The sequence below is a fragment of the Natrinema sp. SYSU A 869 genome (assembly GCF_019879105.1).
Taxonomy (GTDB): Archaea; Halobacteriota; Halobacteria; order Halobacteriales; family Natrialbaceae; genus Natrinema.
In genome coordinates, this window is the sequence record NZ_CP082248.1 from 556,190 (window position 1) to 581,440 (window position 25,251).

The window sequence follows — 25,251 nt, forward strand, 5'->3', positions numbered from 1 at the left end:
TGCTCCATGCTAACCTGTGGACTGCACCCAGCCTGGTAGCAAATACGGTCGTTTTCCTCATTCTACACCGTGTCCCACTCGTAGAAGAACAGGTGAATGCGCATGGGCAGCGTGACCAGTGATTCCTGGGTGTCGTAACGCAAGCAAAATATCGGCCAGAACCAGCACAGCAGGGAATCCGCAGTAGACTGGCCCATAGACAGACACTAACTGGGCACACACCCGCAGAAATCAAGACGGAAACCTGGCACCCTCTTGTACCGTCTCGCGGTTCACGGCTGAGATTCTGGTTCAGGGGTCATCAGCAAGATAACGCTACTTATTGACCGGGGATGGATAGAATACGTTACAAGACCTCATTCCCTGGAATTAGAGATGGTCTGAGAATGGGGATCTCCGTTGAATCGATCCGACCATGTTCTCGTTTGGTGGCGAGAAGCCGGGATGAGAACGAATGTATCCGTCCCCACCGACTGATAATTCCGTAGCGGTCTACCATCACCCGTAATTCGGCGAAACCCCATCAGTATTTTCACGACTATCCAACTCTCAGTTTACCCAGGGTCTCACGCGAATCCTCTGAGCTCTGACTGCTCCGTATTAACCGGTTCAATGACATACGCGTCCTCGTTTGATGGATTGTTGATAGCTGCTGAGATTAGGTAGGCCACAAGAACACCGCTTGGATACGGGTGGCACAGTTCCCGGCGTTCGTCCCGTCGGCTGCGAGCCACGTGATTTCGTCTTTCTGGGGGAGGACGACCGGATCCGGTTGTGGATTCGGTCCACGACGCCGTTCGGGTCGGTGGTGAGCACGGTCACGGTTCGCAGGCGTTTGCCGTTGCCGCCGTGCTACTCTTCCCAGAGATCGGGCATAGAAAATGGGTGACAGCTTCCCGGTAGATGCGGTATGGATGCTTTGGGCCGCCGTTCTGTCGCTGCCACTTGTAGAAGCCGGAAGACACGGGCGCTTCATCCACGCATCCCGAAACGATGGCTTCTCGTGGGCGGGTTCGGACCAGGCGTTGATGAAACCCTCGCCGGGACCAGTCCCACGTGTACCGGTCGATCTCGTCGGGAGCTTCGTTCGTGATGACCTCCAGCGGGTCTCCGGGTGCAATATTGAAGCTGGCATCCGCTGTCCGCTACGATTCGGGCATCAAACTGGTCTTCGAGATCTTTTTGGATAATGAACAGCGGGGTACGACCACATATACCAGGTTCTACGGCTGCAGACGCGAAAAGGATCGCGGCGCTCTCTATTTCCAGTCCACGACGAGGACTCTAGGACATTACAATCTCACCGCCCGAATAGGCCCTATAGTGTGGCGTAGTCTCGCTTATGCTGTCTGCTCAAGCGATTGTGTCGTGTCTGATTGAATCCATGCATCTGGGTCTCTTTGGTCGTAGATGAACGTCTGGTCCTGCGCGAGATTGAGTGCAGCATAGCGGTCAGGAATCGCAGGCAGTTTTGCGCGCTGCGACACATCTCCTTGCTGCTGGACCGCGGATTGCTCGTAAGTAGACTGTTCCGTGTGCTTCCTCCTCGAAGACGTATCGTCAGATTCCATCTGTTTCTGCGGTGATTGCCACCGTTGCATGTGAATGACTACCGATTGTGTTTAACTCTTCCTATTACCTGGATATAGGTATATTAGGCAATCCTAACACGGCCTAGTCTGTAGGAAAAATAGTGCTCTAACGTCTTGTACGAATACGACGCTCCAGAGGAAATCCATTGACCACCGCAGCGTCGATCTGCCATGGTACTTGCTGGTCTGTATCACCCATCAGCATGGTGTAATACTGGTGGACGTAGACGGCGAGGAAACACACGGGCGAAGGCCACAATTTGGATCCGAACGGGAGCACATTTCTACAGCCCTTCGGCCCTGGATATCTGCAGTTCACGAACCTCACTTACGCGAGATCCGTTACTGAGCCTTCTCATTCATCCACCATGGTGGATGAGTTATGGGCCGCGTTGGTCTCCTTGGAGGCGTTCACCTTGTTCCCCTGTTACGGGGTCTTTGGTTGTACCTCTAACTCGATTCTTCCTGCCCCGTACGGACATTCGAATCGAATCGTCCGGTGAGTCCTCGTGACTTCGCCCGCTATTGTGCTGTATGCTACCGTAGAACATAAAACTTTGCTCACCGAAGTGGTGTGACACATTCCCGGCAGTAGGTGTAAAACGGATCGTTGCTGGTTCCACAGGCAGGACACTCTCCGGGATCAGGCGATAGTACCGGCTCACTTGTCTTCCCCTGCTCAAACGTTCCCTGCATGAACGGTGGTGCCCCATTATTGGGACTAGCCGGCTCCTGATCGGACACATTACGGTCGTCCTCCTCATTGGGCGCTCGCCAAGATGCGAGCCAGATCACGAAGAGTACTATAGTAGGAGTTAGAAATAACTGCTCATTTTAGGAATAGAGAGTTGATCAAGAGCGGTATCGATCGCTGTTGTTAGCTCAGAAAGTGAGTCGAAGAATCGGTTGCTAAGAGCTGATTGCAGCTGTCTCCAGCACTCTTCGACTGGATTAAGTTCCGGTGAATACGCTGGTAACGTGACGAAGGCGAGGTCGTCACGGGCCGCCAGGTCCGTGACGGCCGACGCCTGGAAATACGGCGCTCCATCCAACACGACGATCAAGTTATCTTCGAACTCTTTGCATAATGCGAGAATGAAATGTTTCGCATGTTCGGCGGTCACGTACTCTTCGAACCGAGAGAAAAAACGATCACCGTCCTCGGTGATCGCGCCCAAGAGACATGTCCAGTCGCGTTGCCCGGACAATTCGACGGCCGGCCGCGTGCCGCGCGGAAACCACGCGGCACGCGGCTCAACTTGCACGGATTTCTTGGTTTGATCGATACAGACTACTGTGGCGTCCATCTCCCGCCGCTTTTTTGAGTTCTTCGTGGAACGTCTCTTGTTCGTCAGCCTCAGCTTCAGCGGCTGTACGGCGTGGTTTTTGATAGCTCAATCTCGCTTCTTTGAGCAACCGCCGGCAACTCGGGATTGAGTAATCAACATCGTAGGTCTCGTCGAGATACTGCTGGACGAGCGCCGGCGTCCACGCCGGCGCGTTAACCCCAACTTCTTCGGGTGAGTCGTGGACAGCTTCTTCGAATTCTTGTTGCTCTTTTTCTGAGAGCTTTCGCTTTCTCCCAGATCGATGATCGTCAGTTACAGCCTGCTCAAGCGACTCGTCGGTGTCGAGTCGCTTGAGCCAGCTATAGATCGTGCGTCGCTGAACGTCGTACCACTCGGCTAGTTCAGTCTGTGTAACGCTGTTTTTGTACGCTATTGCCGCTAAGAGCCGTTGTGTCGGCTTCTTTCCCTCCACGTTGAGAGCATCTTGCAATTCCTCGACAGAGATTTCGTCGAGATGATCCACTACCTTCAGAAATCATCTCTGAGTAGAAAGTTTTAACGGTTACTATAGTGGACTGTCCAGTAAGTTCCTACCCGGTTACGTAGCGAGTTTCACAGCAGATACAAGGGGAGTACTCCACTGACAAGAATCGCCCTCAGTCTATCAGTTCCCTAACTGGGTACGGATTTACTGGATCGTACACTAGTATCGGCATACGATAAGAGAAAGTAGACGTTCACGATCGTAATGGATGCCATTATAACACTACTTCTAGGGTTTAATCGGAGATCAGCCCGATGCTGATAAAGTTACGGTAAAGCGTCGCCTTCGGAGGGTTATACCGCCAGATGGCTACACGACTGTCACGATCAGCGATGAAACTGCAGCCAGGCTGTCCCGAGTCATGGTGCACCACGACTTGGAATCGATGGCGATCGCCATCGATCATGCTGCTCAACTCGCACTAAATGAAGAAAGAATAATAAATGCTGAACTCGCACAACTCCTCTATCATCGGCTACAATCTGAAGAAGACTAAAAACCGCATGCCAGCGAAGTCTTACTGTAATCTTACCGTAATTAACACTATTCCTGTTTCGAGTATATGAACCCCGTCCACTACCGGCTGTTTGCCGTGATGAGCGCATGAGTACAGTAATCGACACTCCGACATCTGACGGCGGTGTGGTGGAACGTGTCGTTGATGGATTCACCTCGCTGCTCGACGAAGTCGACAGCGAGGAAATTGCCGCTCGGCACGAGATTGGCCTTCATTCAAAGCGGATCGACTTTCTCGAACACGTCAAAATCGGGCTCCGACTGGGCATCGACGATCCGAACACGCTTGAAAACCTCGCTCAACAGACCGATGTCTATGCCAATCTCGAACCGATCAGCAAGGGCTACTTCTCGAAATTGACCACGCGCCGGCCCTTCCAAGCGGTCGCCGAATTGGCGACCGCTGTTCTCGAGCAGCCATCTCTGTACCATCCTGTGGGGGTCGCTCGTAAACGGCTCGAACAACTTCGTGAACGACAGATCATCGGCTGTGACGCAACTCGTCTCCCACTCAGAACGACGCTCGTCATCGATACCGGCGACGACGAGCGTCGTTCGCCCCGAAGATTGCGGCATCGACCTCCATACTGCCGCTCGGCTCGATCCGGCCATGAAACACCCGCTCACCGCGTTCGTCACCCGAGCGAACTATCCCGAGTCGGACGCGTTTCCTGTCCTCGCCGGTGACGTCGAGATCCACGAGGACCTCGACTCAGTGATCTCCGTCTTCGACAAAGGCTACGTCCACTATAGATGGTTCGCTGACATGAAGAGCGAAGACATGGACATTGTCACGCCCTCCCAAAGAAATGCGAAACACGAAGTCGTGGATTTGCTCCACGACTTCGAACACGTTCAACCAGATGGCGAGGAAGTACGAGTTACTGACGAATATATCGAACTGGGAACCGTGGGACGGGAGTATCGGAAAGTCAGCATTATGCACGAGGATGATGACGATGAGATCTACCTCACGACCTTGTCTCCCGATAAATTCGATACCTTAGAGATCGCGCTGATCTACGGAGTACGGTGGCTGATCAAGATCATGTTTCGCGAACTGAAACAGTACACGAACATCCAGAAACTCCACAATACGACACTGAACGGCGTCCTCTTCGAGTTGTATTGCACGTTTCTCGCGTACATCCTCTCCCACTACTATCGACGACAGTATCCAGTCCGCGGCGGAATGCCGCGGACGTTCCGAGTGATCCGCAACTATTGGAACCGACCACTCGGTGAGTACGGGTAGCTTCCGATGGAGCCGACGCGTTTGCCGCCGCTCAGAGCGGCGGCTCCGGGCAACCTACCAGAGAATCCTGCGCTGCAGTCGGTCACCGCACTAACCCCGATCTCAGCAAACCATTTCTCGCTCAGATTCACTGGATGTATCGTTCTGATATCGGGGTCTACTGAGGTGACTCTAAATACTCGAAACAGGAATAGTATAGTCGAAATTCTTAGACAGGCTTTGAAACTGAGTCGATAGAGTGGCTGGTAGTGGGATAACGATCTCCCGTCTCAGAGCCAGGTATCGCTCGAGGAAGAATGCGTCTACGAGAGACTCCGTCAATCCGAAAGTGCCGCTAAGACGACGTCAGATCCGCGCATAAGTCGGTGTTCTAGGTAACTCCCTTCACTGTGTCCACCGCCAGTATGCCGAGACTCAGTAACCCCAAGAAATGATTGTTCTTTCAGAAGCCGGTAGACACGGTCTTGACTGAGTGGGTCACTGCCCTCAGCGTCTGCAATACTCTGATAGACTTGATAGATCTCGTGTGTCGAGAAGGCATCGCCCCTACGATTCTCAGTGAGTTTTGCTAATGCCCGAAGGAGGTATTTGACATGAGGGGTCGAGCCCGAGACGAGTTCCTGGAACCGCTGCACTTCAGCTTTCCGCTGGCCGCGCTCGACATGTGTTTCAGTCACGTGATCATCGTTCTCGCGCTCAGCTAGTTCACCTGCCTTCTGGAGAATATTGATCGCTTTGCGTGCGTCACCGTGCTCTCGAGCTGCAAGTGCGGCGACTTTGGGGATGACACCATCTTGAAGGACACCAGATTTAAATGCATCTCGGCGATTCTCGAGTATAGTTCGTAATTGGTCAGCATCATACGGTTGGAAGATGATGTCCTCATCTTGGAGACTGGAGTCAATACGCTCACTGAGACGGTCTCGAAACTCGATTTTGTTGCTGATAGAGATGACGCCGAGATAGCAATCTGTTTTCCCAGTTTCCTCTGCTCGTGAGAGTTGCATCAGGATATCATCGTCTCGAAGGATATCGATCTCGTCAAGTAAAATAATACAAATATCACGCGTTTCAAGAAGATCCCAGAGATATCGATAGTATTCATTGGCACCAATACCCTTGTCAGGGATATCCAGTGTAGCTGAGGCTTCATTAGCAAGTTGTGTCGTTACTTCCCGAGCGACACGAGTTTCGGTATTCGCATCTGAACAATCGACGTATGCGTGACTGAATTGAATATCATTCATGGTCGCTCGTTCTCGAGCACGTTGTGTCACATGACGTGCAACAAGTGATTTGCCGGTACCTGTTTTGCCATAGATAACGATGTTTGACGGTGGTCCGCCATCTATTGCTGGACCCAGTGCTTGTCCTACGTTTTGCAATTCAGTATCTCGGCCGACGATTCGATCCCGGTCCGGAACATGGCCAACACGGAGGAGCTCCCGTCGGGCAAAGATGTCGCCCGTTGCGAAGATATCATCGTCAGAAGCGTCATTGAGGTCACGGTTCGTCATATCTAGAGTGTCTCAGTGAAGGTACATAAAATGCAGGAACCTAACACCGAGTGAAAATGGAGAAATTGGCCCTTTTAGATGGGTTACTCTACGAAGCAATTAGAAGTCCGGTCAAACACCCACCCCAGACACCGAGTGAAATCAGAGTCAACTGTAGAGTTCGAAACGGAGTAAATCCCTGTAGAGAATATAAACATAAATCTTCAAAATCCTAAATCACTAGCTATCAGCTATCTCTTGGCTATATTTGTATGTATATATTGCTTATACACCTAGTTATATAATAATAGTTCAGAATTGATGGAGTGATAGCAATCCCAAACTAGCATTTTCCGGGTAGTCTGTATGTGATTCCGCTTGGATCTCAGGGTTGCACCTGATCTGCTTTTCACTCGTTGCGAGGGGTGTGAGTGGACCAGATTGAATTCTAACTTTCGAAAGCTTCTCAGAGAATCAATCGTCTGACGAGCGTCAGACCCAGAATCTTCACTCGGTGTATGGGGTGTGTCTCGGTTGATTTCACTCGGTGTCCGGGGTCTCTTTGAAGGCCGGTGTTATACCTCTGTTTCTTATTTCGTTTACAACTCTAGTCCATTGGTGTTCGGTTAAGCACTGGATCGCCTCATGAAGGCTTCAGCCACTCGTTCGCTGAGTAAGAGGCATGATTTTCTGGTTGACGGGCGTCATGAAACTTCGCTTTCGTGTTACTATAGTAGCCACTGAAACGATTTACACGCTGATCGCACAGCTGTCATGCGATCAGGTGTGCAGTGACTTTCAGTGGCTACTATATGTGTGATTTCCCTCTTCTGGGGTTCTTATCTAGACTTACATATGTGTAATGGCGATCCCCTCATCACCAGTGGCTAACAAATTTTGAGGGGGATCGGTAAGTACAGGGGGGTCTATGTATCGATAAGAGTGAAATCGGCACTACCGCAGCCAGGGCACGAATCCCAATGTAGTGGATTGGGGTCAACATCGCTTATCGCTTGCAGAACGAACCCACAGCCCCGGCATTCACTAAAATCGTTCACGTGAAAACGGCTATGCGGTCTATTTTCTTTCCTTGGCACTGTCTAGATAAGAGAAACCGCAATACGGAAAGGTGATGAAGTGACGGTATCGGCTGTAAAATCACCATATTGGATCTGATATAGGTGAACTCTGTTCTACGAGCAGCGATAATTCGGCTGCTTCAGCAAACTTCCCATAACCAGTGACAATCTCTGATCTCATCGGTAACGCTGCAACAGGCTCTGAAACGCTCCTATACGTCGGAATCGAGTAACTAGACAGTGCCCTTTCCTTTTATACCTCAGTGATTTGGTATCGGGAGAAAAAGCAGCGCTACATCCGCACACGTAGTTGCCGTTCAGTAGAGACGAGAAAAAGTTCAGACGAGAAAATCACCAACGATCACAAACCCACACCTTTGATCATCGTCTACTTTCATTCGCACAGCGCTTATAAATAGGACCAGCGAAAGAGACTCCATGGAAAATCTCATCCAGAGTTCACAAACTCAATTAGTTACCAAGATTGTGAAGAGAGTGTCTGAAATGGAAGAAACCGATCCTCTGGACTTGCCTCCTCTCTACAACAGTATCGACCCTGAGGCGCTTAATCAACTCGCTGACTCAAATATCCGATTTGAATACACAGGATATAATATAGAAATTGAGAACGGAACAATCGCTATCGATCAATAAGCATCTGTAGTGTGCGTGTGTTTCACGCTAAAATACATCTGAAGAATAGGATTTCAACAGAGCCGTTCGAGAGTGTCGATTAGCTCTTGGGCCGTGTTGCTAATCCGGCCAAGCCGGTCAGTGATCGCCTCGGGATTGTCACCGTTCCACGCTGCAAGGTAGAACGCTGATCCACTCATATCCAGCTCGAAGTAGCGCCCCACGACGTACGCAACGGCTTCGGCTTCCAGCTCGCGTTTCGTCCGTTCGTCGCGATCGTCAACGTCGAAGTGGAGGATCGCGTGAGCGTACTCGTGGATGAGTGTCCCAGCGAGATCCGCTTGGTTGTCTCGATCTTTCACTTCGACTCGCGGGCGCATGGTCATCGGACAGCGTTGCTTGCAGACTCCCTTCGCTTCCCCGTAGTTCCACTCGTCGGCCGGCACAATCTGTGCATCGACGTCCAACTGCTCGGCGCTCTCGAGGAGGGCCGGCACCAGATTACTGGCATCACCATATGCTTCGGTTTCGAGATCAGGAAGTGCCTCTCCGTCGGTCTGCGAGACATCGAAGACAGCGGTGGGTTTGAACCCGACAAGCCCTTTCGACCACTTCTCGGGCGGCGTCTCGTCGTACTCACAATCACTATTTTCGTGGTACGACGGGGAGTTTCCGCATTCGGGACACTGTTTCGTGATGATCGGTGCCCAGATCCAGATCGCACTCTCACCTTCCTGGACGTGCCGGTCGAACTCGTTTGCCCACGTGTTGTACCCTGCAACCTGGGTTGCGTGGGGACACTGCTGTTTGATCAGGAGCGTATTTCGGTACGAGTAGTCGTGGAAGTGGCTCTGTACGTCGAGCCAGGCTTTGAACTCTTCGCTGGCCGCAGCGTCGTCGACGAGGTCCACGAGGTCGTCAACCCACGTTTCGATCGTACTGTTCATCTCGTCGCTGCGCGTCTCGGTGTCGGTGAACGAGGCTGCTTGCTCTGTAGTCACTGCCATTGGAATCACTTGTGTTGACGCTCTCGCCTGCTCGAAAGCCTCACCCCTCTCTGGGGTACAACAACACCACTCTCGTTACACACCTGATCTCGAGTGAAAACGGCTCACGGGGGGATGAAAACACTCCGTTCATCGACGATCTCCTCGAGTCGATTCTGCGTCCGATGCTCGAAGTAACAGTTGTACGAGCAGTACCCCCAGATCTCACCAGTATCGTACTCGGCTTAGATCGGGACGATCTGCCAGAGTACACGACGATCTACAAATCGTTCGACCGGCTGAAAATGTGGGTGTGGCGGGTGTTGCTGCGCTGAAACGCGCAGCAACGCCCGCAGTCGGGCACGCAGCTCTCGACAGCACGTTCTTCGACCGCCGCTCAGCCTCCTCATACTCAGTCGATCACATCGGATTAGGATGAGTGTCTGCTCGGAGAAGGTGTGATATCCACCCAATCAGACAGCGAGCTAAAAGAGGAGCACCTGCTTAATTTTGTCGTCAACAGTCTTAATAAGGAACTTTCGTTGGATCTCGGAGAGAACGTAGAGGACTTCACGGAGTGGGTAATCCACACGTTGCTGGTTCCCCTCTCATGACGCGCCGGAAGACGGAGGCAAGAGCGAAAGCGGGACGAAGATAGAACCGAAGACGGTCTGAGCGGTCCCGATCGGATCGACTTGCAGTCCCGTCGAAATCAGTCAGTCTCACTGCCGGTCGCTGATACCGATTCGCCGGCGCGGACGAGAGACCTATAACTAAATGTACTTTATTAATGTGGTCCAGAAGGTTTTAATGTATTTCATATAATCCATATTCTGTCACAATACAATGGATAATCGAAGAACGGTTCTCGAAGGAATGAGTGCTGCAGTCAGATTCGGACTGTCTCCGACGGTCGCTGGACGTCAATCGAGACAGGGCAATGGCTCCAAGGAGAGCACGCGGGACAGCAAACCGCTATCCAGAGAGGATTTCAAAGTCGTCGGAACGAAGAAGACGAAGACGACCTTCGAACCGGAGAGGATCACGATCGAGACGACCTACCGGAGCCCGGATCTGAAAAAGCGATATGGGATGACACCCCCGAAAATCACGGAAAAGGATGTAATCGATCGGTCGGAGATCCCCCCCTGAGGAGGACGAGTATCCGGAGCGTGACGTCATCGTCAATACACAGCGGTGGGAATCGAACTACGCGAGAAAAGAAGAGTGGGAACAGCTCATAGAAGACCGGAGAACGGAATCTGGGACGGAATCAGGCGGTATCGGTATCCAGCACGACCATCCGGTAGACGACCAGGGAAATTGCGGTCGAGCAGTCTGGAACTACAGGAAAGTCGGCGACAACGGGTACGACGAATCGGCCCCGATAAATCTGCTCCTCTATGGAGTGGGTATGGAAGACGTCGAACGCGTACTCGAAGACGACCACGGGTGGGACAATCTCGAGAATTACCGGATTCCGCGCGAGGGGAAACGGTATGCTTGGGATATGGACCGCGCGGACTTCGCCGGTCCTGACAACGAACCGTACGGCGAATACGGCGGCTGGGGGACCGCAGAAGCCGGCCTCACCGGACGTCATCACGTGCGATGTTATGAACTGGAGCCGGGGATTATCTCCGTACAGGCCCACGAAGACGGAAACTGGGATATCTGGACACAGGAACACGACGTGGTCTCCTATCAGAGTACGCGAGACAAGATGATCGATATCTTCACGAACAACTGGCCGTATCTCCGGAACACTGGATGGGTCGCCTCAGGGCCGGACGGCTGGGGTAACGACGGCGCGGACGACAACCACGACGGAAAAGCGGTGCGACTCGAGGCAGGGTCGAATCCCCCAAAAGAAATCGACAGGAACTGTTGAAATGATCGGTCTCCGAATTTCGGTCCGAGCCGATCGGCTGGGACTGCGCAACTCATACGCTATCCCCTCCTGTATACATTCGAACCCTGTTATCACTAATTCAGAAAATAATTATCTAATGACAATTAACCAAACTAGATCCGATAGTCAGATGTACACGATACGGAACGCTCTCGATAGAGGTCCAGCAGTGCGATACCGTCGACCGACGAAACTGGGATCCCGTTCCACTCAAGGGATTTCAGTGACGACCGTCGGAGAGAACGCTCCCATGGAGGTTCCGTACCGATGAACCGCCCCAGTGTAACGTCGATAGCGGTCGGGACCGGTGGTGGGATTGCGAGCGCAATCGCCGTCGGAGCCCTGTTCTCGTTGTTCGACTACCACGTCGTCATGTCGGCGACCGAGTGGTGGACGCTCCTGCCAGGGGCGTTCGTGCTCGGGTTCGTGACGGTGGCGCTCTCGGTTCACACTGGGCTCGTCTCTCCCGGCGGTGGATTCTTGGCCCTCCTTGTGGCCGTAGTGTACACCGAACTAACGACGTCCCCCCCGCGGGCGGTCGTCGAACGCGGTGACGACGTGATCGTTGATGGGTCGTTCCACGCGTTGTCCTACGCCGAGACGTGGTACGTCTGGCTCGCACTCCTGCTCGTCGCCGGTGTCGCCGAGTTCGCGATTCGACGCGGGTACAGTCTCGAGGACGGTCGGTTGCGAAATCTCCCGACCCTCCCGCTTTCGCGAACCGACCTGTGGCTCGTCGTTGTCGGCTGTAGCGGTGCGGTCGGCCTTGCGACGATGATCCTCCTCGTTCGAGGGGTACTGTGGGAGACCGCCTCCGGATACGGAATCGGCTTCGTCGCAGCCGCCGTCGCGACCGTAGTCCCGCTCGCGGCGTTGCTCTCCTACGGGATCGTCTCCCCGTTCGTTCTGTACGGCTGGCTCGTCATGGCCACCCTGCATACGGAAGCGTTCACAGCGCCCGATAGTGGACTCCACATCCCCATTCTCGGCGTTTCGTCGATCGGGTTCGTAATCGTCGCGGGACTCGAACTACTAGTTCGTTCCCGACTTCGGGGGTGGGACGGTGGCAGGTTCGCGAGCGCCGTCAGTCAGGAGTGACCCCTGCGCGCGGATACGCAGGGGTGCAGTGAGGGAGTGAACCGTGTTCAGTACCGTTCACCCGTCGCTGGACATCCCGGCCCGCCGACGACGGGATTCCCGTGGCCGCGGTCGACGTCTCCGAAGTCGTGGCTCTACGTCGGCCACGCCTCCGCCACCCGCCGATAGGAGTAGTCCGCACCGCGTCGTGTGTTCGCGCGTCATCCGTCACCTCGCTCGAGGGACCGCAGTCGGTCGATCCGCTCCGCAGTCGGCGGATGCGTGTCGGGGAAGATATCGGTGCTGACGAGTTCCTTCGAGCCGAACGCGCGCTCCTCTAACGGGTCAAGATAGAGCGCTTCGGCACCGCCGTCGAGCTTCCGGAAGCCGCGGTCGGGGAGTTCGGGCATCGTCCTATCGATTTTCTCGAGAGCGGTCGCGATCGTCCCCCTCCGGCCCGGCAATGGCGATCGACTCGCTGAGGTCCTCGTCGTCCACGTCCTCGGGCTTCGGATTGACACTCCTGCTACGCAGGAACTCCTCGAGAGTCGGCTCTGGTGGGTGGATCTCGGGCTCGGGGTGTCGCGGCTCTCCAGCGAGCCAGGCGGCGCGATCGCGGTTCATCAGTTCCCACCCCCGTTTTCATGGACGGTCTTGGGGTGTTCGGTTCGCTGTGTGGTCTGTTCTTGCACTTTGGATCGTCTCATTGTTTTTCCCTCCCCCCCCGGGGACGAACAACACCACCGCGCGATGCACGTGATCCCGGCGTCTCACGCGCTTGGAGGACGGAACAGGCACCGCTCGCACTCGAGAAACTGCTCTCCCTCTCCATTGAATCGTCCAATCAATACTGCTGCCTCGCAGCGGGGACACGGATCACCGTGGGTGTAGCCGCCTTTGACTGGTGGATCAGGAGTCGTGACGGTCAGCGCGCGTATGCGTGCTCTTGCGCTCGCCCGTGTGACTCTCTGTTCGTCAGTCTGAGGGGCATCCTGGGAAGAATCAGTCACTGTTCCCACCGGGCGAGTCGAAGAGGAACTAGGAGCTGGCGTCCTCGCCCGTCAGCGTCAGCTGGTCGTCGGCCGTCTCCGCGAACAGCGATGTCTGGTCGGTATTGTCGCCTTCCGAGTACCGAACTTCGACGCGGTCGTCGACGCCGAACTCGCTGGCTACGGGGCGATCGAGTCGTGCTTCGACCTCGCGATGGCTGACGTCAGCACCGAAATCCTCGAGCGAGGTCGCAACGCTTTCTTCGGTCGGTTCGAGTCCACCGTCAGCGGTGAACGCTGTCTGCTGTTGGATCGTGATCTCGGGTCGATCTGTCATCTGTAAAACCCTCCACCCCTCTCGAAGGGTGCAAACAACACTCCCAGCGATCGCAGGCACCGTGATCGGTGGACCAGTCACGACTCCTCGCGAAGTTCTTCAGCTCGCTGGGCTAGCAGTTTGAGGATCGGAAGGCGGTGTTGGTGCTGATTTTCGTAGGCGACACACGACTGAAGTGTCTCCATGTCGGTGATCGTCGCGATTCCCGCATCAATGATCCGGGGATTCGGTGACTCGAGGCGCTGTGCTGGCGTCAGTGGCTCGTCAGTCTGGTCGGTATCTGCCCTTGTAGACTCCTCTCACTCCTCTGAGGAGCAAACAACACCACCAACTGCTTACGTTGGTGTGGCATCAGTCGATCCAACGGTTAATTCTTTCTGAAATTATTCAGTCTCATGGACTTCACTATATCCGGGAGAGGTAGCCATTTGGATGATCTCGAACGTGTATTTGGTTTGTGGCTTCCACTCTGGATTAATATACTTTGCAGCAGAACTGACCACGGGATCATCGTGCTGCCGCATTTCCTGATACAGCTCTTCTTGTGAGCGGGGCTCGATGTATTCTGATATTTTCCACCACCGATTACAGGCTGGGAACTCTCCAGGGCTCATTTCCTGAAACACCCCTTTTCGACCAGGAGGGCCTCAAGACCGTGAATCACATTATCGGCAGGACGGTGAACCCTGCTATCTTCGATATAGTGTGCGTCTAAGAGTTCTTGCGGATACTCTTCATCAGAGATGTTCACGTCGTCCATGACTCGTATTGAGGACTCCGAAGTGTAATTTCCTCGATAGGTGATCAACTTAACACAGAGACCAATACACATACCCGAGAGACGAGTTCAACAGGTCCATTTCCATATTAGTGGTGGTTCGTGTCCCCCTCGGACTGTCAGGGTCCGGCCCGTGTCGAGGAGATTGACACCTGGTACACTCCCAGATCGGTGAGTCGGGAATTTCTGGAACTGGCACTTCATCGAAGCCACCGAATGTGTGTCGTGTCGTCTCACTGCACGATCGGCACTCCAAATTTCGACGAGTTCGCCCCTCGCGAGGAGAGTTCTCGGAGCGATTCGGTGGGGAAACATGTTCGAGGGCTATTGCGGGAACGATCCAGGTGCGTGTTGGCTCGTCCCGTCGTGGATATTCGTCAGTCTCCCAGTTGGAACTGGTTCGCTCAACCGTGCCCCCAGCGATCAGCTGGCCGACCTCCTCGATATCAGTGATCGGTTCGCCTTCAGCGTCGAACAGCACTGGATCAAGTGTCGGTCGGTTCTCCTCGGTGTTGTCGGTTCTCTCCTCAGCAGCTATAGTGTAGTCATGGCCGGCGTTCTGGCGGATGATATCGAGCTGGCGCTGTCCTTCAGTCGTCTCGACGGCAGCGGCACCAGGCAACTGGCCCCATTCACGAGTGAAGCGCGTGACGAGCTCGCCCTCGAGATCGGCGATCACTTCGCATTCGTCGATACCGTCAATAGAAGTGGTGAAAACATCGTCAGTCAGTCCTGTGAAGACAGCTTTGGCTTTGCTAATGGCGTTGTGCTCGGTTTTCGCGTCGATGAGGACATGAATCAGTCCAGTGAGCTTGCGCTCGGTGTCAGGCTCGACCACCAGATCACCGTAGTCGAGGCTGGTCGTGAGACAGAAGTCGCACTTTGTTCGATCGTGAGTGATCTCTGTGCCACACTTGCACTGATTCTCAGCGGTGGAGCCATCCTCGTAGGATGTTGATCCAGGAGCGTCTGGATACCCCACGTGATCGGTTTCGAGCGAGTTGTTGATGCGTTCGTAGCTGCCATCGCCGACGGCTCTCGAGTCGGTCGCATCGGGGCCAATACTTCCTTCGTCTTCGGGAGCGAACTCCCAGCGGTCGTCATCGTCGTAGTTCATGGTGTCGTGGAACTCCTCGGTGTGTCGTCGATTTTCGCTCTTATCCCTGCCCTCGTTAATCTCCGGATAGTGGAGTGAAAGTGAAACGAGATCTTGCCAACAGATCAAAGAGCTATTCCTACATGTTGATTAATACATATTTGGGGAGTCGGACGATTGTCGACCGTTCGGCTGTAACCTGTCAGAGGCACCCTCACCCGCACTTTCCGTACGTTTTGCTTCCCTACCGTTGAGGCAATGAGTTGACTCATCTCTCTGGTCCACAGTCACGAATGCGCTGTGCAGCGATGCGTTCGCCAAACGACGCTCCACTCTTCTCGATCACTCGCAATCACTGAACCTACTTCGTGAGTACTAATTTACGGTTATTTCCATGCTTATTGCTAGCAGTGGGCAAAGTATTACGATTGCACGCTATGTAGATGTATTGGGGACACATGAGGATTGTTCAGAACGTGGTCCGCTGGTACAGACTCAACCATGGGATCGGGAAAGAGATGCTGGATAGTGGTGCTGAACTCATGCCATGTCCGTACTGTGAAAAGGGGACACCAGTCTTTCAGTCAACATATAATTCGGCAGGGCTGCCGATTTTGTTCAGTGTCTGTCTCTGGTGTGATGGATTTATTGAATTCGGTGGCGCCTCCCTGCAGCCGCACAAGCCGTATGCAACCGCACATGATCCCCAGACTGAGGAGCGGTATTCGAAGCCATAGTTTGTTCGTTTGCCTGTAGAATTATGGATGCTGTTACCGTGACTCGTGGCATGGGCACGGATGATTCGTACTCGATCGGTCTCCTTGAGCGAGATACAGAGAACCCGGCTGTTGGATCGTTTCCACCGACCGTGTCGTCGACTGCGTTCGATGCCGTGACCCGTGGCGATCTCATTTATTGGGGAGAATGGTCAGATCGGGATGCTCTCGTGGTCACGAGGCACCGGTCGGTCTACGACGCCGATTCTCGGTTCACAGAGCTGGGTCAGTCTATGCTCGACAGCGACGGTGCGACTACGCTACCGCCGCCCGTCGTGGATCGCATCGAGCAGTGGGCAGCGGAGAAGATCCATTTTGTTCGGGACGAGTCAGTACCGATGGTCTGCTTGCTTATGGCCGACGACGCGTTTCAGACGCGTCGTAATGAAGAGTAGAAAGGTGAGTTGTTATCTCTTCTCGGCTGGAGTGGTCACCCGAAGCTCGGTATCGACCTGATAGAGGTATCCGCGTTCGAGCAGTCGTGTGATCGTGTGTTCGGCATCCGCTCGTTCGACATCGTCCGACTCGATAACCTCGCAGTCCTCGGCTGCTTCTTTGACGGTAATCTCACTCTGTTCTTCGAAATCGTCTTGAGTCCGCGTATCGTTCGTTGATATGAGTTTCTCGCTCCATTGGAGACAACCCGCTCGAGTGTGCCATCACTCGGGCATTTTACCGCACAACAATGCCCCGAGGAGCGGGTCTGTCTACACCGTTTGCTACAACGGTAACCGTATTAAGCCCATCGGTTTGGTTCAAAGCAAACGGTTAAGTGAGGGAGGACTATAGGTAGGAGCATGAGCGAGAAACAGCCCCGAGAAGGTGGCGGGAAATACGGCGAGAAGGTGACTGAGCAGGACATCCTCAAAGCGTTTGACTCCAGCGACGACCCGTTCCTCACGACTACCGAACTTGCCGATCAACTCCCAGTCTCACGCCAGGCCGTGAGTTATCGACTTGAGCAGATGCGCGAGAAGGGGCTCGTCGACAAGAAGAAGACTGGTGCCCGTGCTGCTGGGTGGTGGGCCAAGCTCGGCCCCCGCCTTTCCGACGAAGCCGAGCAGCGGGCCGACGCCGCTGATCCTGACAGTGCGATCTCCCACGAGGATCTGAAGACCGAGCTCGACATTGAGTGACGACCGTGGCCGAGACTGAGTACTCGGAGCGAGCAGCTGACTGGTTGCGTGACGCCGAGTCCGACGTTCAAGAACAGGTCATGAAACGGATCGAACAGGCACAGGACTTTCCCGACCACTTTCTCGACAGACTCCGGGGGTCAGAGTACTACAAACTCCGCGCGGGTGACTACCGTGCGATCATTGACTGGCGGCGGAACAAGAACCCCGAAGTGCTATTCGTTCGGGAGATCGATCACCGGAGCAATATCTACGAGTGACTGTCTGACGCGCGTCTGACTAATCTATTTCTGAGACGGGCCGAGACGCAGCGTATGGAATCCGTCTCAACTCGTCTCGATAACGAGACGTTATGTCTCATACGTGAGACAGCCGAGGAGAGAAGCGTCAGCATGGCTGAGGTACTCCGTGAGCTAGTTGAGAAAGGACTCGAGTATACCGACCTCGAGATTGAATTAGTCGAGTACATCGAGAGAGAACAGAGTATATCCGAACGCAAGGCCCAGGCCGGGATCGTCACACGCGCAAAGTGGTTTGTGATCGGAATGCCAACTGAGGAGGCAGAGTAATATGCCCGAATGTGACGAGTGCGGAGGGTTCGTCACTCAAGACTTTATTCGGGTGTTCGGCATTGAAGGTGAAGTACACGGCTGCCCACACTGTATGACCAATCGAGAATTGGGCAACGGTGCTGCGACCTCAAAGATCGAGTGACCGACGACTGACTACATTGACGATCTCCTTGATGAACACACGCAGACGGAGATAGGTGAGAAACTGGATTGGAGTCGGAGTAAAGTTGCTGACTACACCAAACTGTTGAATTCGATTGTCGTGCCAGTTTTGGATTTGGCCCGGAGCACCAAGAGGGACGCGCGACAGACGATGTCTCGGCCGCGATATTCGACTTCACTGAGTACTGGTTCCGAACCTCTGGCCTCTACGACTTAGAGGGCGAATGGCAAACTCCCGATGAGGAACGTTTCCTGAACGGAGATGGGCGACGACTAAATTGGAGTGTCTACTTCTGGGTGGCAGTCGCCACAAACCCAGTCATGTTCCTCACTCGACGTATGCTTCCACGTCCGCTCGACCTCTTGGCCACAGTTGTCACAGCGGGGCATAGAATGATATGAGCTTAGGCTGGCAATGAAGGTGTTGCAGCCGCTGTTCGTATCGCCCCAACAAGCTCACGTTGGTGGCTGACAGGGAGGGACGACTGAATCAAGTACCCCTCTTGCAACGCCCCTCAAGGACCGACGCTTCGAAATCTTCAAATTATGTCAGTTTGAACTGTGGGTTCTCTGTTCATCGATCCATGGTTGACGGACCACTAGGTGATCAATCCGATTTCACTGGATTTGATGGCTCGACCATCATAGACAGTGCCCTGCATGGCGAAAACCTCCTAGCCACTAAAATCAGATATAATTACAAGGTTTTTGACGACTGCGAACGTCTATGAACACTGTTCTCGTACCGCAATCGTGCCCCGTGGGTAACCGAACCCACCATGCACAGCCATATTGGAGGTAAAATCCATGACTGTCATAGCCCGATTTGAGGTTATCCCCGTCCATGACGGGAGTTTGTCCGAAGATATTGCACAGGCCATCAATGCGCTCGATGAGTTCGATATCTCATACAAATGACCGCAACAGACACGGTCATTGAAGCCAACGAGGTTGATGAGGTATTCAAAGCAATCCAAGCGGCACATAACGCAGTTGAGGCCGATCGAATCATCACATCCGTCGAAGTCGATGATCAAGGAAGTGATCAGCAAGCCGAGGACCGCATCAAATCCGTAGCAAGCGTGCTTGGCCGCGACCCAGAGAAGAATATGTAGCGAATCAGATAATTCAGAGATGCCCTGTACAGAACGACACTGCTTCTTTTCCATTAGTCTCAAGAGATATGAGCGGTTCGTGGTTTGGAGGAGTTACGTCTGTTCTGACGATACCCCGCTACCAACCTGTAGTTCGCGGTAAGTCATACAGTTCGGACAGCCATGGACCTCACCATCAATATCGAATAAAGTCACATGTGATGAACGCATTACAGTCACTACAGTGAGGCATATCTTAACCTTTCATTCGGGCCCCTGTATAACTGTGCTGAGAGCAGACACTTGACAAGACGTGTAGCATCAAACTAATCGAAGGCTGTATCGGAACGGCATGCTCACACTACATCCCACGTGTTGAAAGATCCTGCTCAGCCACGCGTGATCGGTTGACCATACTCAATAATGTTGAGAATACAACTTTTCTCTACTACATACATCGGAATGCGGTTGATCTAGTACCGTCCCAACCGTCGAGTGACTAGTTCCCAGCCTCCTCGAGAGTCGGATAGAGCCGGTGTAGTTTCGTTCGAGCGTCCTCGTTTGTGAATTGCCAGTTGATCGTGACATCCAACTTATTGCGCTCAGCTTCCCACGCAGCGACCTCCGACTGGAGGGTCGCTGCGTCCGAAATTCGGCGGTTAAGACACTGGGTCTGGAGCGTGCTCCAGACGAGTTCGGCCATATTCAGCCAACTTCCGTGCGTGGGCGTGTAGTAGAACTCGAAACGATCGAGATACTCGCGTGCTTTCTCGGGCGGGAAGAACCGATAGAAGGCAGCCGGATTGTGCGTGCTGAGGTTGTCCAAGACTACCCGGATGCAGATAATGGCTTAGAGAAGGTTTGAAAGCTAATTCGAGTATGGAATATAACAAGCTAAGAGATCCGTGTACCGGGTGCACGGCGATCTAAAGCTGTTTCTGTGAGATGGTATGATTTCTGGTGGTTCGCTCGACTGATGAATTTGGTGCTGAAAATAGGCAGTACATGCGCTTTGACGGGCATTTTCCCATCATCATATAAACCCGCACTCACTGTTGATACCTTGCTTGAGATCTGCCTGGAGAAGACTTCTACGCCACAAATTCTGAGCTAGCTTTCAAAGCGCGTCTGAATCATTAACTGCATCCGGGTAGTCGTCGGCAATCGTCTGCATACAGTCGATCCATTCACAGGTCCGTCGTCGTTCAGTTACGTGAATACGACACCGGCCAGTTAACGGCTCAGTTGCGAGGTGAAGCATTCGTTTCCCATTGCGTTCGTAGTGGTGATCTGTTCGAGCGACCGCTCCCGGTGACGCCGGGAGCGGGTCGCGGACGTGCTTGCGAAGTTCCTTGCTGGACTCGTCGAAACAGATGACTGGACGGGTCTCGTCGTACGGCTCTTCGTAAAGAGAAAGGATCGTTTCCATCCGATAGACGAACTCTGCGTTCTCTTTGGGTGGAATAAGCCAGTACTCAGAGCGGTGTGGCTTCAGGTCGTTTTTTTAACCGCTGTCGGACGGTTTCCTCGGAGATCGAGTCGAACTCGATCTCCTCGAGGGTAACGAGGCGGTCAGCAAGAAGCGCGTACGTCCAGCGAGTTCGGCCTTCAGGCGGCTCCGAACAGGCAAGTGCGACGAGGTGGGCTTCAGCTCGACCGTCGAGTTTCGGTTCGTAGTCTCGGTCGGGCTTGCGGCGGTGGATCGCCGCAAGCCCTCTCTCAGAGTACGCTTTGCGTGTGCGATAGGGCGTGGCGATCGAGCAATCGAGGTGCTCACAGATCGTCGGATCTGTGAGCCCCTCGTCGACCTTCAGGAGAATTTTTGCTCGGGTGATCGCTTCGGCTCTGTGTTCGCCTTTTGAGACGAACTCCCTCAGCTCGTTCCGCTCCTCGTCAGAGAGATCGACAACGTGCTTCTTTCGTCCCATGTGTATAGAGACGCTCTCAAAGGAGATAACCTAGACTGTCCACGTTTGGGACGGTACTAGTACCGTCCCAAGCGTAGACTGCCTAGAACATCTCCTTTCTAAAACTCGTGTCTCGTTCGGCACTGTCTAGATAAGAGAAACCGCAATACAGGGAGGTGATGAAGTGACGATATCGATTGTAAAACTACCATCTTGGATCTGATATAGGCGGACTCTGTTCTACGAGCAGCGATAGTTCGGATGCTTCAGCAAACTTCCCATAACCAGTGACAATTTCAGATCTCACCGGTAACGATGTAACTGGCTCTGAAACGCTCCTCTACGTCGGAATCGAGTAACTAGACAGTGCCGTCACAATCGTGTTCTCATCCTTCTGGAGGACGACTACGCCGCTGTCGTGGAGCCAGACAGAGACGCCGATGCCCCAATATGCCATCGACCCGGTGAGAGCGCTCTCGACGGGAGTGAGAGACTCACGTCACCGCGATCGATCGCCGCCTGCACGCCCTGGCGAAGCGCCCACACTTGCGATTCGGTGAGCGTGTCCTCGGGTGCGTCAATCTCGTCGACGTACGTCAGCAGATCTGCCACCATCACACCTCACCTCCGATGATCCGGTCGACCTCAGCCAGTTCACGCGCTTCAGCGGCCTCGTCCTCATATCCCACGTCAATGGCATAGCGCTCGAGGACGGTCACAGCTCCATCATCGTCCTTGGCTGCTCGTTCGACCAGCTCTTCAAGGACAGTGACGACCACACGGTCGGCGACCTGACGGCCAGCATCGGCTGCCTCGCTCTCGATGTGGCCAAGCCGCGACTCCGGATACGCATAGGTTTTCGAAGGCCTGGACTTGAGGCTTGAGCAATAGACGACATCGAACACGCGATCGCCAGTTTCAATCCGATCTACGGCCAGGGAATGTCAGCTGCCGCGCTAAAGGCACTCACGCTGCATCACGCGCTCGCGGTGGGAGGACGCACGGATCTGTCGGACCGGTTTTTCGACCGTGCCGCGACGGTCGTCGAGATCGTCTGGGAGCAGGCAATCGACGGCGACCTGCAGTACCCGGAGACCGACGGCTCCGACGGTCCGGCGTCGGCCGTCCTCGAGTGGTATCTGAACCGGCTGTTCCGTCGTGCCCACACCGATCGACGGCTCTCGGACGCAGTGTTTCCGGTCATCTCGTTGCAACAGCCGCCGTCCACTTGGTTTCGACCACGGGTGTTCTGGCGCGTCCTCCGGACGGTCCGAAATCCCAGAACCCACAGCTATGAAGAGTCCCATCCTCGAACCGAAGAGCACTGGACCTAACTGGTGCACCGATTCACGGCCTCGTCGATTGCATCGCCGTCAATGTCCTCCGCTAGATTACCGAAGAGCGAAAAAGCATCATCTCGTCACCGCCAAAAGCGCGGGTTCAGCCCGCTTACTCTTGGACTGTGATGGTGCCCGCGTCGACTCTCTCACCGTAGTCAGTGACCAACCAGTCGACTTCCTCGCCCCCAAGGTCGTCGGTTTCGAAGGTGCCCATGACGGTTTCGGTCTCACCGGCAGCGACAGTGAAGGAACTGGATCCGGTCTCGTTGCCGAACCCAATTACTAGATCACTATCGAAATCTTCCTCAGTGTCGTTCGTGACAGAGACGATGATCTCAACGGGTTCGCCTGCGTCGACCTCCTCGGGCGCCTCGACCTCAAAGACCCCGGCGGTCTCGTCATCTTCTTCGAGTTCCACCGCTCCGTCGTCGACGACGCGATTGACGTCGACACCGGTGGGGTAGCCGTCATCTTCTTCGCCTAACTCGTCGGCGTAGTCGAACGCCTCGTCGTCGGTCGTATCGCGGTGGGCCATCACCAGAAGCTGCCGCGATTCTTCGGGTGGGGTGTCGAATTCGATCTCGACATCGTCGTGGATGCCAGGTTCGAGGCGCTCCGAGGAACCAAGGACCGTCGTTGAGAAAAACTCTTCCAGCGTGGGCATGGTCTCACCTTCGACTAACCAGGGATCGGGATCATGCGCTGCCGTGGGATCCTGAACGGAGACAAAGCCGCCATCCAGCAGCGTTACCGTGTCGATTACCACGCTCGTTCCGTCGGTTGCCTGATCGTTGAAGGAGACAGCGGCGCGGAGTTCGTCCTCCTCGTTTGTCTCCTGGGCGGTGACTTTGCCGCCCGCCCCGATCAACAAGGTCCCTACCGCCGTGCTCTGGAGCACCGTTCGTCTCGATACCTTCCGTGCTATGTCGTTTGATTCGTTCTGTTGCATGGTCCTTAGGCGTCAAGTGAGTAGACGCTGATCACGTTTCCTGGCTCGGCACGTCGGCCACCTGCATTGATCATCATGTAGTGTTTTTCTTCGTGTGGATCGTGCCAAGCGATCGGCCCACTGTCCACACCCACGCCAACATCGTCGGTAACCAGACGATCGCCCGTCTCGGTATCGTACACAACAACTTCACCGTTGGAATGACCGGTGAGCGTCACACCTCCCGCCGTCGTGAGCGAGCCACTGTACGATCTGGCATCAGAGATCCAATCTTGCCACTTGACTTCGCCGGTAACCGGATCAATGGCCGTGGTATTACCGAAATTACCACCCCACTCATCAGGTATCTCGTCTTGGTCGTATGCTTCGAGATCTTCTGGACTACGAATCCCTTCCGTCGTCATTCCGAGGTAACGCCCACCGGGTTGGTACTCCGTTTCAGTCCAGCTGAAGTGGTGAGGTTGACTAGTCCCTTTGACGATTATCGTCCGACTCTCCGGATCGTACGAGCTGGGCTCACGGTTAGTCCCTCCGCTGGTACCCGGAATGATCCACGGGGAACTTTCTAGATCGTCCTTAGGCGGCAGGGACCACATATTGAGGTGATCAATATATTCTTCACTCCGCTGGACGAGTTCACCGGTTTCAGCATCTACCGTGTGGACCCAGCCGGTCTTTGGCGCCCACGAAACCAGACGTCGCTCCTCACCGTCCACTTCCGCGGTATAGACCAGCGGTGCACTCGGCGAGTCGTAGTCCCACCATTCGTGGGGTGCGTCTTGGTAGTGCCATCGGTACTCACCCGTCTCGATATCGACCGCCACCTTGCCGCCGGAGTACTGATTCCAGCCTGGACGCGGGGTACCGTACCACGGTCCGGGGTTCGCGGACGGAACGATCACGATCTCGTTCTCGGGATCGATAGCGCCCGCGGCCCAAGCAGTACCGCCGCCGTGCTTCCAGGACTCGCCGACCCACTGGTCCGCCGGCGTCATGTTGACTCGCCACTCAGGCTCGCCGTCGAGGTTGATCGCATCGAAGAAACCACTGACGCCGAACTCGCCGCCAAAGCTCCCCTTCATCAACTTGCCGTTGTAGATCAGCGGTGGCCACGATGAGGTCGACCCCCGCGAGCGCTCCCACTGGAGGTCCTCGTGCATCAGACCGTCGGCCGGCTCATCGCGGTAAGCACAGGCGCCGTTGTAGTACCACCGCTCCTCACCGGTATAGCGGTCAATCGCCAGAACGCCCAGGTCGAGCGTGCTCTTGTACACTGTATCACCCAATACGGCGACTCCCCGTTCGGCCGATGGACTTTCATCCGCCGTTCCCACGGCCGGGCGGTAGATATGACTCCAGAGGACGTCGCCGTTTCGGGCGTTCATCGTATAGAGGTGATCTGGTCCGAACGTGATATACATGATCGGCGGATCACCGTGCACGATGATCGGCGACCCTTGGAAATCGTGGTCTTCGGTCAGAAACTCGAACTGGTACTCGATTTCGAGGTCATCGATGTTGTCCGGCGAGATCGCATCGCTTGGATAGTGGCGTTGGCTCTCGTATCCGCCACCCCACACAAGCCAGTTGTCCTCTCGCTCGCTCGTCTCGACGAGGTCTTCCTCGGTGATATCGACCTCGGGAATTACGGCGGTGTCGTGCTGTTCGATCTCCGATTCACCGGGCTTCTCGTCGAACGGACCGTCACGGATGACTTCAACATCCCCAGATGACTG

General features: G+C 54.5%; 27 protein-coding genes and 6 pseudogenes. 16 read left to right on the forward strand and 17 right to left on the reverse strand.

All coding sequences use genetic code 11. From position 1 onward, the window contains the following. Window positions 1–2,407: 2,407 nt before the first annotated feature. Together K6I40_RS06580 and K6I40_RS06585 are read right to left on the reverse strand one after the other, a co-directional pair. Window positions 2,408–3,404, reverse strand: a protein-coding gene (locus K6I40_RS06580; protein WP_222913830.1) for an IS630 family transposase whose coding sequence is annotated in 2 segments (ribosomal slippage) — window positions 2,408–2,915 and window positions 2,914–3,404 — 999 coding nt in all. Because the reading frame shifts where the segments join, the coding sequence is not laid out codon by codon here. Between the two features lie 753 nt (window positions 3,405–4,157). Continuing rightward, window positions 4,158–4,517 carry a hypothetical protein gene (locus tag K6I40_RS06585; protein WP_222913832.1) on the reverse strand — a complete coding sequence of 120 codons (360 nt, stop codon included), beginning with the start codon at window positions 4,515–4,517 and terminating at the stop codon, window positions 4,158–4,160. Between the two features lie 34 nt (window positions 4,518–4,551). Between K6I40_RS06585 and K6I40_RS06590 the strand changes: the two genes are divergently transcribed. After that, window positions 4,552–5,196 carry a transposase gene (locus K6I40_RS06590; protein ID WP_222913834.1) on the forward strand — a complete coding sequence of 215 codons (645 nt, stop codon included), beginning with the start codon at window positions 4,552–4,554 and terminating at the stop codon, window positions 5,194–5,196. A 317-nt stretch (window positions 5,197–5,513) separates the two neighbouring features. Here K6I40_RS06590 and K6I40_RS06595 read toward each other — a convergent pair whose 3' ends face one another. Beyond that, window positions 5,514–6,713 (reverse strand): orc1/cdc6 family replication initiation protein, encoded by a 1,200-nt coding sequence (locus K6I40_RS06595; protein WP_222913836.1) that lies wholly within the window; start codon window positions 6,711–6,713, stop codon window positions 5,514–5,516. A gap of 1,496 nt (window positions 6,714–8,209) precedes the next feature. Here K6I40_RS06595 and K6I40_RS06600 point away from each other — a divergent pair. Next, the gene (locus tag K6I40_RS06600; protein ID WP_222913838.1) at window positions 8,210–8,425 is read left to right on the forward strand and encodes a HalOD1 output domain-containing protein; all 216 of its coding nucleotides are present in this window, start codon (window positions 8,210–8,212) and stop codon (window positions 8,423–8,425) included. Between the two features lie 53 nt (window positions 8,426–8,478). Here K6I40_RS06600 and K6I40_RS06605 read toward each other — a convergent pair whose 3' ends face one another. Next, on the reverse strand, window positions 8,479–9,411 hold the full coding sequence (locus K6I40_RS06605) for an ImmA/IrrE family metallo-endopeptidase (protein ID WP_222913840.1): 933 nt from the start codon (window positions 9,409–9,411) through the stop codon (window positions 8,479–8,481). Window positions 9,412–9,629: 218 nt separating this feature from the next. Between K6I40_RS06605 and K6I40_RS06610 the strand changes: the two are divergent. The 5 genes and pseudogenes from K6I40_RS06610 to K6I40_RS06630 form a co-directional block, all read left to right on the forward strand. Continuing rightward, a pseudogene (locus K6I40_RS06610) lies at window positions 9,630–9,802 on the forward strand (IS5/IS1182 family transposase); the annotation flags it as partial. A gap of 46 nt (window positions 9,803–9,848) precedes the next feature. After that, window positions 9,849–9,968 (forward strand): annotated as a pseudogene (locus K6I40_RS06615) (ISH3 family transposase); the annotation flags it as partial. A gap of 298 nt (window positions 9,969–10,266) precedes the next feature. Beyond that, window positions 10,267–10,542, forward strand: coding sequence for a hypothetical protein (locus K6I40_RS06620; protein WP_222913842.1), 276 nt, complete (start codon window positions 10,267–10,269; stop codon window positions 10,540–10,542). A gap of 262 nt (window positions 10,543–10,804) precedes the next feature. Then, the gene (locus K6I40_RS06625) at window positions 10,805–11,281 is read left to right on the forward strand and encodes a hypothetical protein (protein ID WP_222913844.1); all 477 of its coding nucleotides are present in this window, start codon (window positions 10,805–10,807) and stop codon (window positions 11,279–11,281) included. Window positions 11,282–11,569: 288 nt separating this feature from the next. Beyond that, a complete protein-coding gene (locus K6I40_RS06630) occupies window positions 11,570–12,400 on the forward strand; it encodes a hypothetical protein (protein WP_222913846.1) in 831 nt (276 codons plus the stop codon). Between the two features lie 200 nt (window positions 12,401–12,600). Here K6I40_RS06630 and K6I40_RS06635 read toward each other — a convergent pair. The 5 genes and pseudogenes from K6I40_RS06635 to K6I40_RS06655 form a co-directional block, all read right to left on the reverse strand. Next, window positions 12,601–12,822: pseudogene (locus K6I40_RS06635) on the reverse strand (peptidase M48 Ste24p); the annotation flags it as partial. Beyond that, on the reverse strand, window positions 12,794–13,003 hold the full coding sequence (locus K6I40_RS06640) for a hypothetical protein (RefSeq protein WP_222913848.1): 210 nt from the start codon (window positions 13,001–13,003) through the stop codon (window positions 12,794–12,796). The gene K6I40_RS06640 and the pseudogene K6I40_RS06635, both read right to left, overlap by 29 nt. A gap of 414 nt (window positions 13,004–13,417) precedes the next feature. Further along, a complete protein-coding gene (locus K6I40_RS06645; protein WP_222913850.1) occupies window positions 13,418–13,705 on the reverse strand; it encodes a hypothetical protein in 288 nt (95 codons plus the stop codon). A 77-nt stretch (window positions 13,706–13,782) separates the two neighbouring features. After that, a complete protein-coding gene (locus K6I40_RS06650) occupies window positions 13,783–13,962 on the reverse strand; it encodes a hypothetical protein (protein WP_222914954.1) in 180 nt (59 codons plus the stop codon). A 353-nt stretch (window positions 13,963–14,315) separates the two neighbouring features. Then, the gene (locus K6I40_RS06655) at window positions 14,316–14,465 is read right to left on the reverse strand and encodes a hypothetical protein (RefSeq protein WP_222913852.1); all 150 of its coding nucleotides are present in this window, start codon (window positions 14,463–14,465) and stop codon (window positions 14,316–14,318) included. A 565-nt stretch (window positions 14,466–15,030) separates the two neighbouring features. Between K6I40_RS06655 and K6I40_RS06660 the strand changes: the two genes are divergently transcribed. The 7 genes from K6I40_RS06660 (at window position 15,031) to K6I40_RS06690 (ending at window position 19,340) form a co-directional block, all read left to right on the forward strand. Then, entirely contained in the window at window positions 15,031–15,441 is a 411-nt protein-coding gene (locus K6I40_RS06660) for a hypothetical protein (protein ID WP_222913854.1), read from the forward strand. Window positions 15,442–15,465: 24 nt separating this feature from the next. Then, the gene (locus K6I40_RS06665; protein ID WP_222913856.1) at window positions 15,466–15,678 is read left to right on the forward strand and encodes a hypothetical protein; all 213 of its coding nucleotides are present in this window, start codon (window positions 15,466–15,468) and stop codon (window positions 15,676–15,678) included. A gap of 910 nt (window positions 15,679–16,588) precedes the next feature. Beyond that, window positions 16,589–16,750 carry a hypothetical protein gene (locus K6I40_RS28175; RefSeq protein ID WP_255681486.1) on the forward strand — a complete coding sequence of 54 codons (162 nt, stop codon included), beginning with the start codon at window positions 16,589–16,591 and terminating at the stop codon, window positions 16,748–16,750. 402 nt (window positions 16,751–17,152) lie between these two features. Further along, window positions 17,153–17,491 carry a MarR family transcriptional regulator gene (locus K6I40_RS06675; RefSeq protein ID WP_222913860.1) on the forward strand — a complete coding sequence of 113 codons (339 nt, stop codon included), beginning with the start codon at window positions 17,153–17,155 and terminating at the stop codon, window positions 17,489–17,491. Next, entirely contained in the window at window positions 17,488–17,751 is a 264-nt protein-coding gene (locus K6I40_RS06680) for a type II toxin-antitoxin system RelE/ParE family toxin (RefSeq protein WP_222913862.1), read from the forward strand. Before K6I40_RS06675 ends, K6I40_RS06680 begins: the two co-directional genes overlap by 4 nt. Before the next feature lie 54 nt (window positions 17,752–17,805). Continuing rightward, on the forward strand, window positions 17,806–18,060 hold the full coding sequence (locus K6I40_RS06685; protein ID WP_222913864.1) for a hypothetical protein: 255 nt from the start codon (window positions 17,806–17,808) through the stop codon (window positions 18,058–18,060). Window positions 18,061–19,139: 1,079 nt separating this feature from the next. Next, the gene (locus K6I40_RS06690; RefSeq protein WP_255681490.1) at window positions 19,140–19,340 is read left to right on the forward strand and encodes a thiamine-binding protein; all 201 of its coding nucleotides are present in this window, start codon (window positions 19,140–19,142) and stop codon (window positions 19,338–19,340) included. A gap of 478 nt (window positions 19,341–19,818) precedes the next feature. Here K6I40_RS06690 and K6I40_RS06695 read toward each other — a convergent pair. The 5 genes and pseudogenes from K6I40_RS06695 to K6I40_RS06715 all read right to left on the reverse strand — a co-directional run. Next, window positions 19,819–20,157, reverse strand: a pseudogene (locus K6I40_RS06695) (transposase); the annotation flags it as partial. A gap of 279 nt (window positions 20,158–20,436) precedes the next feature. Then, a complete protein-coding gene (locus K6I40_RS06700; protein WP_222913868.1) occupies window positions 20,437–20,748 on the reverse strand; it encodes a hypothetical protein in 312 nt (103 codons plus the stop codon). A 46-nt stretch (window positions 20,749–20,794) separates the two neighbouring features. Further along, complete coding sequence (locus tag K6I40_RS06705) at window positions 20,795–21,247, reverse strand: helix-turn-helix domain-containing protein (protein ID WP_222913871.1); 453 nt, start codon at window positions 21,245–21,247, stop codon at window positions 20,795–20,797. 384 nt (window positions 21,248–21,631) lie between these two features. Next, window positions 21,632–21,841: a hypothetical protein gene (locus K6I40_RS06710; RefSeq protein ID WP_255681493.1), complete on the reverse strand. Its 210-nt coding sequence runs from the start codon at window positions 21,839–21,841 to the stop codon at window positions 21,632–21,634. Continuing rightward, window positions 21,841–22,137, reverse strand: a pseudogene (locus K6I40_RS06715) (hypothetical protein); the annotation flags it as partial. The gene K6I40_RS06710 and the pseudogene K6I40_RS06715, both read right to left, overlap by 1 nt. Window positions 22,138–22,167: 30 nt before the next feature. On the opposite strand from K6I40_RS06715, the gene K6I40_RS06720 reads away from it, so the two are divergent. Beyond that, window positions 22,168–22,560: a hypothetical protein gene (locus K6I40_RS06720; RefSeq protein WP_222913872.1), complete on the forward strand. Its 393-nt coding sequence runs from the start codon at window positions 22,168–22,170 to the stop codon at window positions 22,558–22,560. Between the two features lie 115 nt (window positions 22,561–22,675). On the opposite strand, the gene K6I40_RS06725 is transcribed toward K6I40_RS06720, so the two are convergent. From K6I40_RS06725 to K6I40_RS28950, 3 genes and pseudogenes are all read right to left on the reverse strand, one after another. Continuing rightward, window positions 22,676–23,464 (reverse strand): DUF1616 domain-containing protein, encoded by a 789-nt coding sequence (locus K6I40_RS06725; RefSeq protein WP_222913874.1) that lies wholly within the window; start codon window positions 23,462–23,464, stop codon window positions 22,676–22,678. A 56-nt stretch (window positions 23,465–23,520) separates the two neighbouring features. Further along, window positions 23,521–24,675, reverse strand: a complete 1,155-nt coding sequence (locus K6I40_RS06730) for a hypothetical protein (protein ID WP_345779401.1) — start codon at window positions 24,673–24,675, stop codon at window positions 23,521–23,523. Window positions 24,676–24,777: 102 nt separating this feature from the next. Then, a pseudogene (locus tag K6I40_RS28950) lies at window positions 24,778–24,936 on the reverse strand (hypothetical protein); the annotation flags it as partial. Between the two features lie 132 nt (window positions 24,937–25,068). Here K6I40_RS28950 and K6I40_RS28955 point away from each other — a divergent pair. Then, complete coding sequence (locus K6I40_RS28955; RefSeq protein ID WP_345779378.1) at window positions 25,069–25,248, forward strand: hypothetical protein; 180 nt, start codon at window positions 25,069–25,071, stop codon at window positions 25,246–25,248. The last annotated feature ends 3 nt before the right edge of the window (window positions 25,249–25,251 follow it).

What these genes read in the sequence shown, in the direction of transcription:
- K6I40_RS06685 (WP_222913864.1), top strand. Translation starts at nt 17,806, where the DNA reads ATGGAATCCGTCTCAACTCGTCTCGATAACGAGACGTTATGTCTCATA.
- K6I40_RS06730 (WP_345779401.1), bottom strand. Translation starts at nt 24,675, where the DNA reads ATGCACGAGGACCTCCAGTGGGAGCGCTCGCGGGGGTCGACCTCATCG.
- K6I40_RS06600 (WP_222913838.1), top strand. Translation starts at nt 8,210, where the DNA reads ATGGAAAATCTCATCCAGAGTTCACAAACTCAATTAGTTACCAAGATT.
- K6I40_RS06625 (WP_222913844.1), top strand. Translation starts at nt 10,805, where the DNA reads ATGGAAGACGTCGAACGCGTACTCGAAGACGACCACGGGTGGGACAAT.
- K6I40_RS06690 (WP_255681490.1), top strand. Translation starts at nt 19,140, where the DNA reads ATGACCGCAACAGACACGGTCATTGAAGCCAACGAGGTTGATGAGGTA.
- K6I40_RS06595 (WP_222913836.1), bottom strand. Translation starts at nt 6,713, where the DNA reads ATGACGAACCGTGACCTCAATGACGCTTCTGACGATGATATCTTCGCA.
- K6I40_RS06585 (WP_222913832.1), bottom strand. Translation starts at nt 4,517, where the DNA reads ATGCCGCAATCTTCGGGGCGAACGACGCTCGTCGTCGCCGGTATCGAT.
- K6I40_RS06655 (WP_222913852.1), bottom strand. Translation starts at nt 14,465, where the DNA reads ATGGACGACGTGAACATCTCTGATGAAGAGTATCCGCAAGAACTCTTA.
- K6I40_RS06660 (WP_222913854.1), top strand. Translation starts at nt 15,031, where the DNA reads ATGGCCGGCGTTCTGGCGGATGATATCGAGCTGGCGCTGTCCTTCAGT.
- K6I40_RS06705 (WP_222913871.1), bottom strand. Translation starts at nt 21,247, where the DNA reads ATGGGACGAAAGAAGCACGTTGTCGATCTCTCTGACGAGGAGCGGAAC.
- K6I40_RS06700 (WP_222913868.1), bottom strand. Translation starts at nt 20,748, where the DNA reads ATGGAAACGATCCTTTCTCTTTACGAAGAGCCGTACGACGAGACCCGT.
- K6I40_RS06590 (WP_222913834.1), top strand. Translation starts at nt 4,552, where the DNA reads ATGAAACACCCGCTCACCGCGTTCGTCACCCGAGCGAACTATCCCGAG.
- K6I40_RS06675 (WP_222913860.1), top strand. Translation starts at nt 17,153, where the DNA reads ATGAGCGAGAAACAGCCCCGAGAAGGTGGCGGGAAATACGGCGAGAAG.
- K6I40_RS06630 (WP_222913846.1), top strand. Translation starts at nt 11,570, where the DNA reads ATGAACCGCCCCAGTGTAACGTCGATAGCGGTCGGGACCGGTGGTGGG.
- K6I40_RS06605 (WP_222913840.1), bottom strand. Translation starts at nt 9,411, where the DNA reads ATGGCAGTGACTACAGAGCAAGCAGCCTCGTTCACCGACACCGAGACG.
- K6I40_RS06645 (WP_222913850.1), bottom strand. Translation starts at nt 13,705, where the DNA reads ATGACAGATCGACCCGAGATCACGATCCAACAGCAGACAGCGTTCACC.
- K6I40_RS06720 (WP_222913872.1), top strand. Translation starts at nt 22,168, where the DNA reads ATGTCAGCTGCCGCGCTAAAGGCACTCACGCTGCATCACGCGCTCGCG.
- K6I40_RS06710 (WP_255681493.1), bottom strand. Translation starts at nt 21,841, where the DNA reads ATGGTGGCAGATCTGCTGACGTACGTCGACGAGATTGACGCACCCGAG.
- K6I40_RS06640 (WP_222913848.1), bottom strand. Translation starts at nt 13,003, where the DNA reads ATGAACCGCGATCGCGCCGCCTGGCTCGCTGGAGAGCCGCGACACCCC.
- K6I40_RS06620 (WP_222913842.1), top strand. Translation starts at nt 10,267, where the DNA reads ATGAGTGCTGCAGTCAGATTCGGACTGTCTCCGACGGTCGCTGGACGT.
- K6I40_RS28175 (WP_255681486.1), top strand. Translation starts at nt 16,589, where the DNA reads ATGCTCGACAGCGACGGTGCGACTACGCTACCGCCGCCCGTCGTGGAT.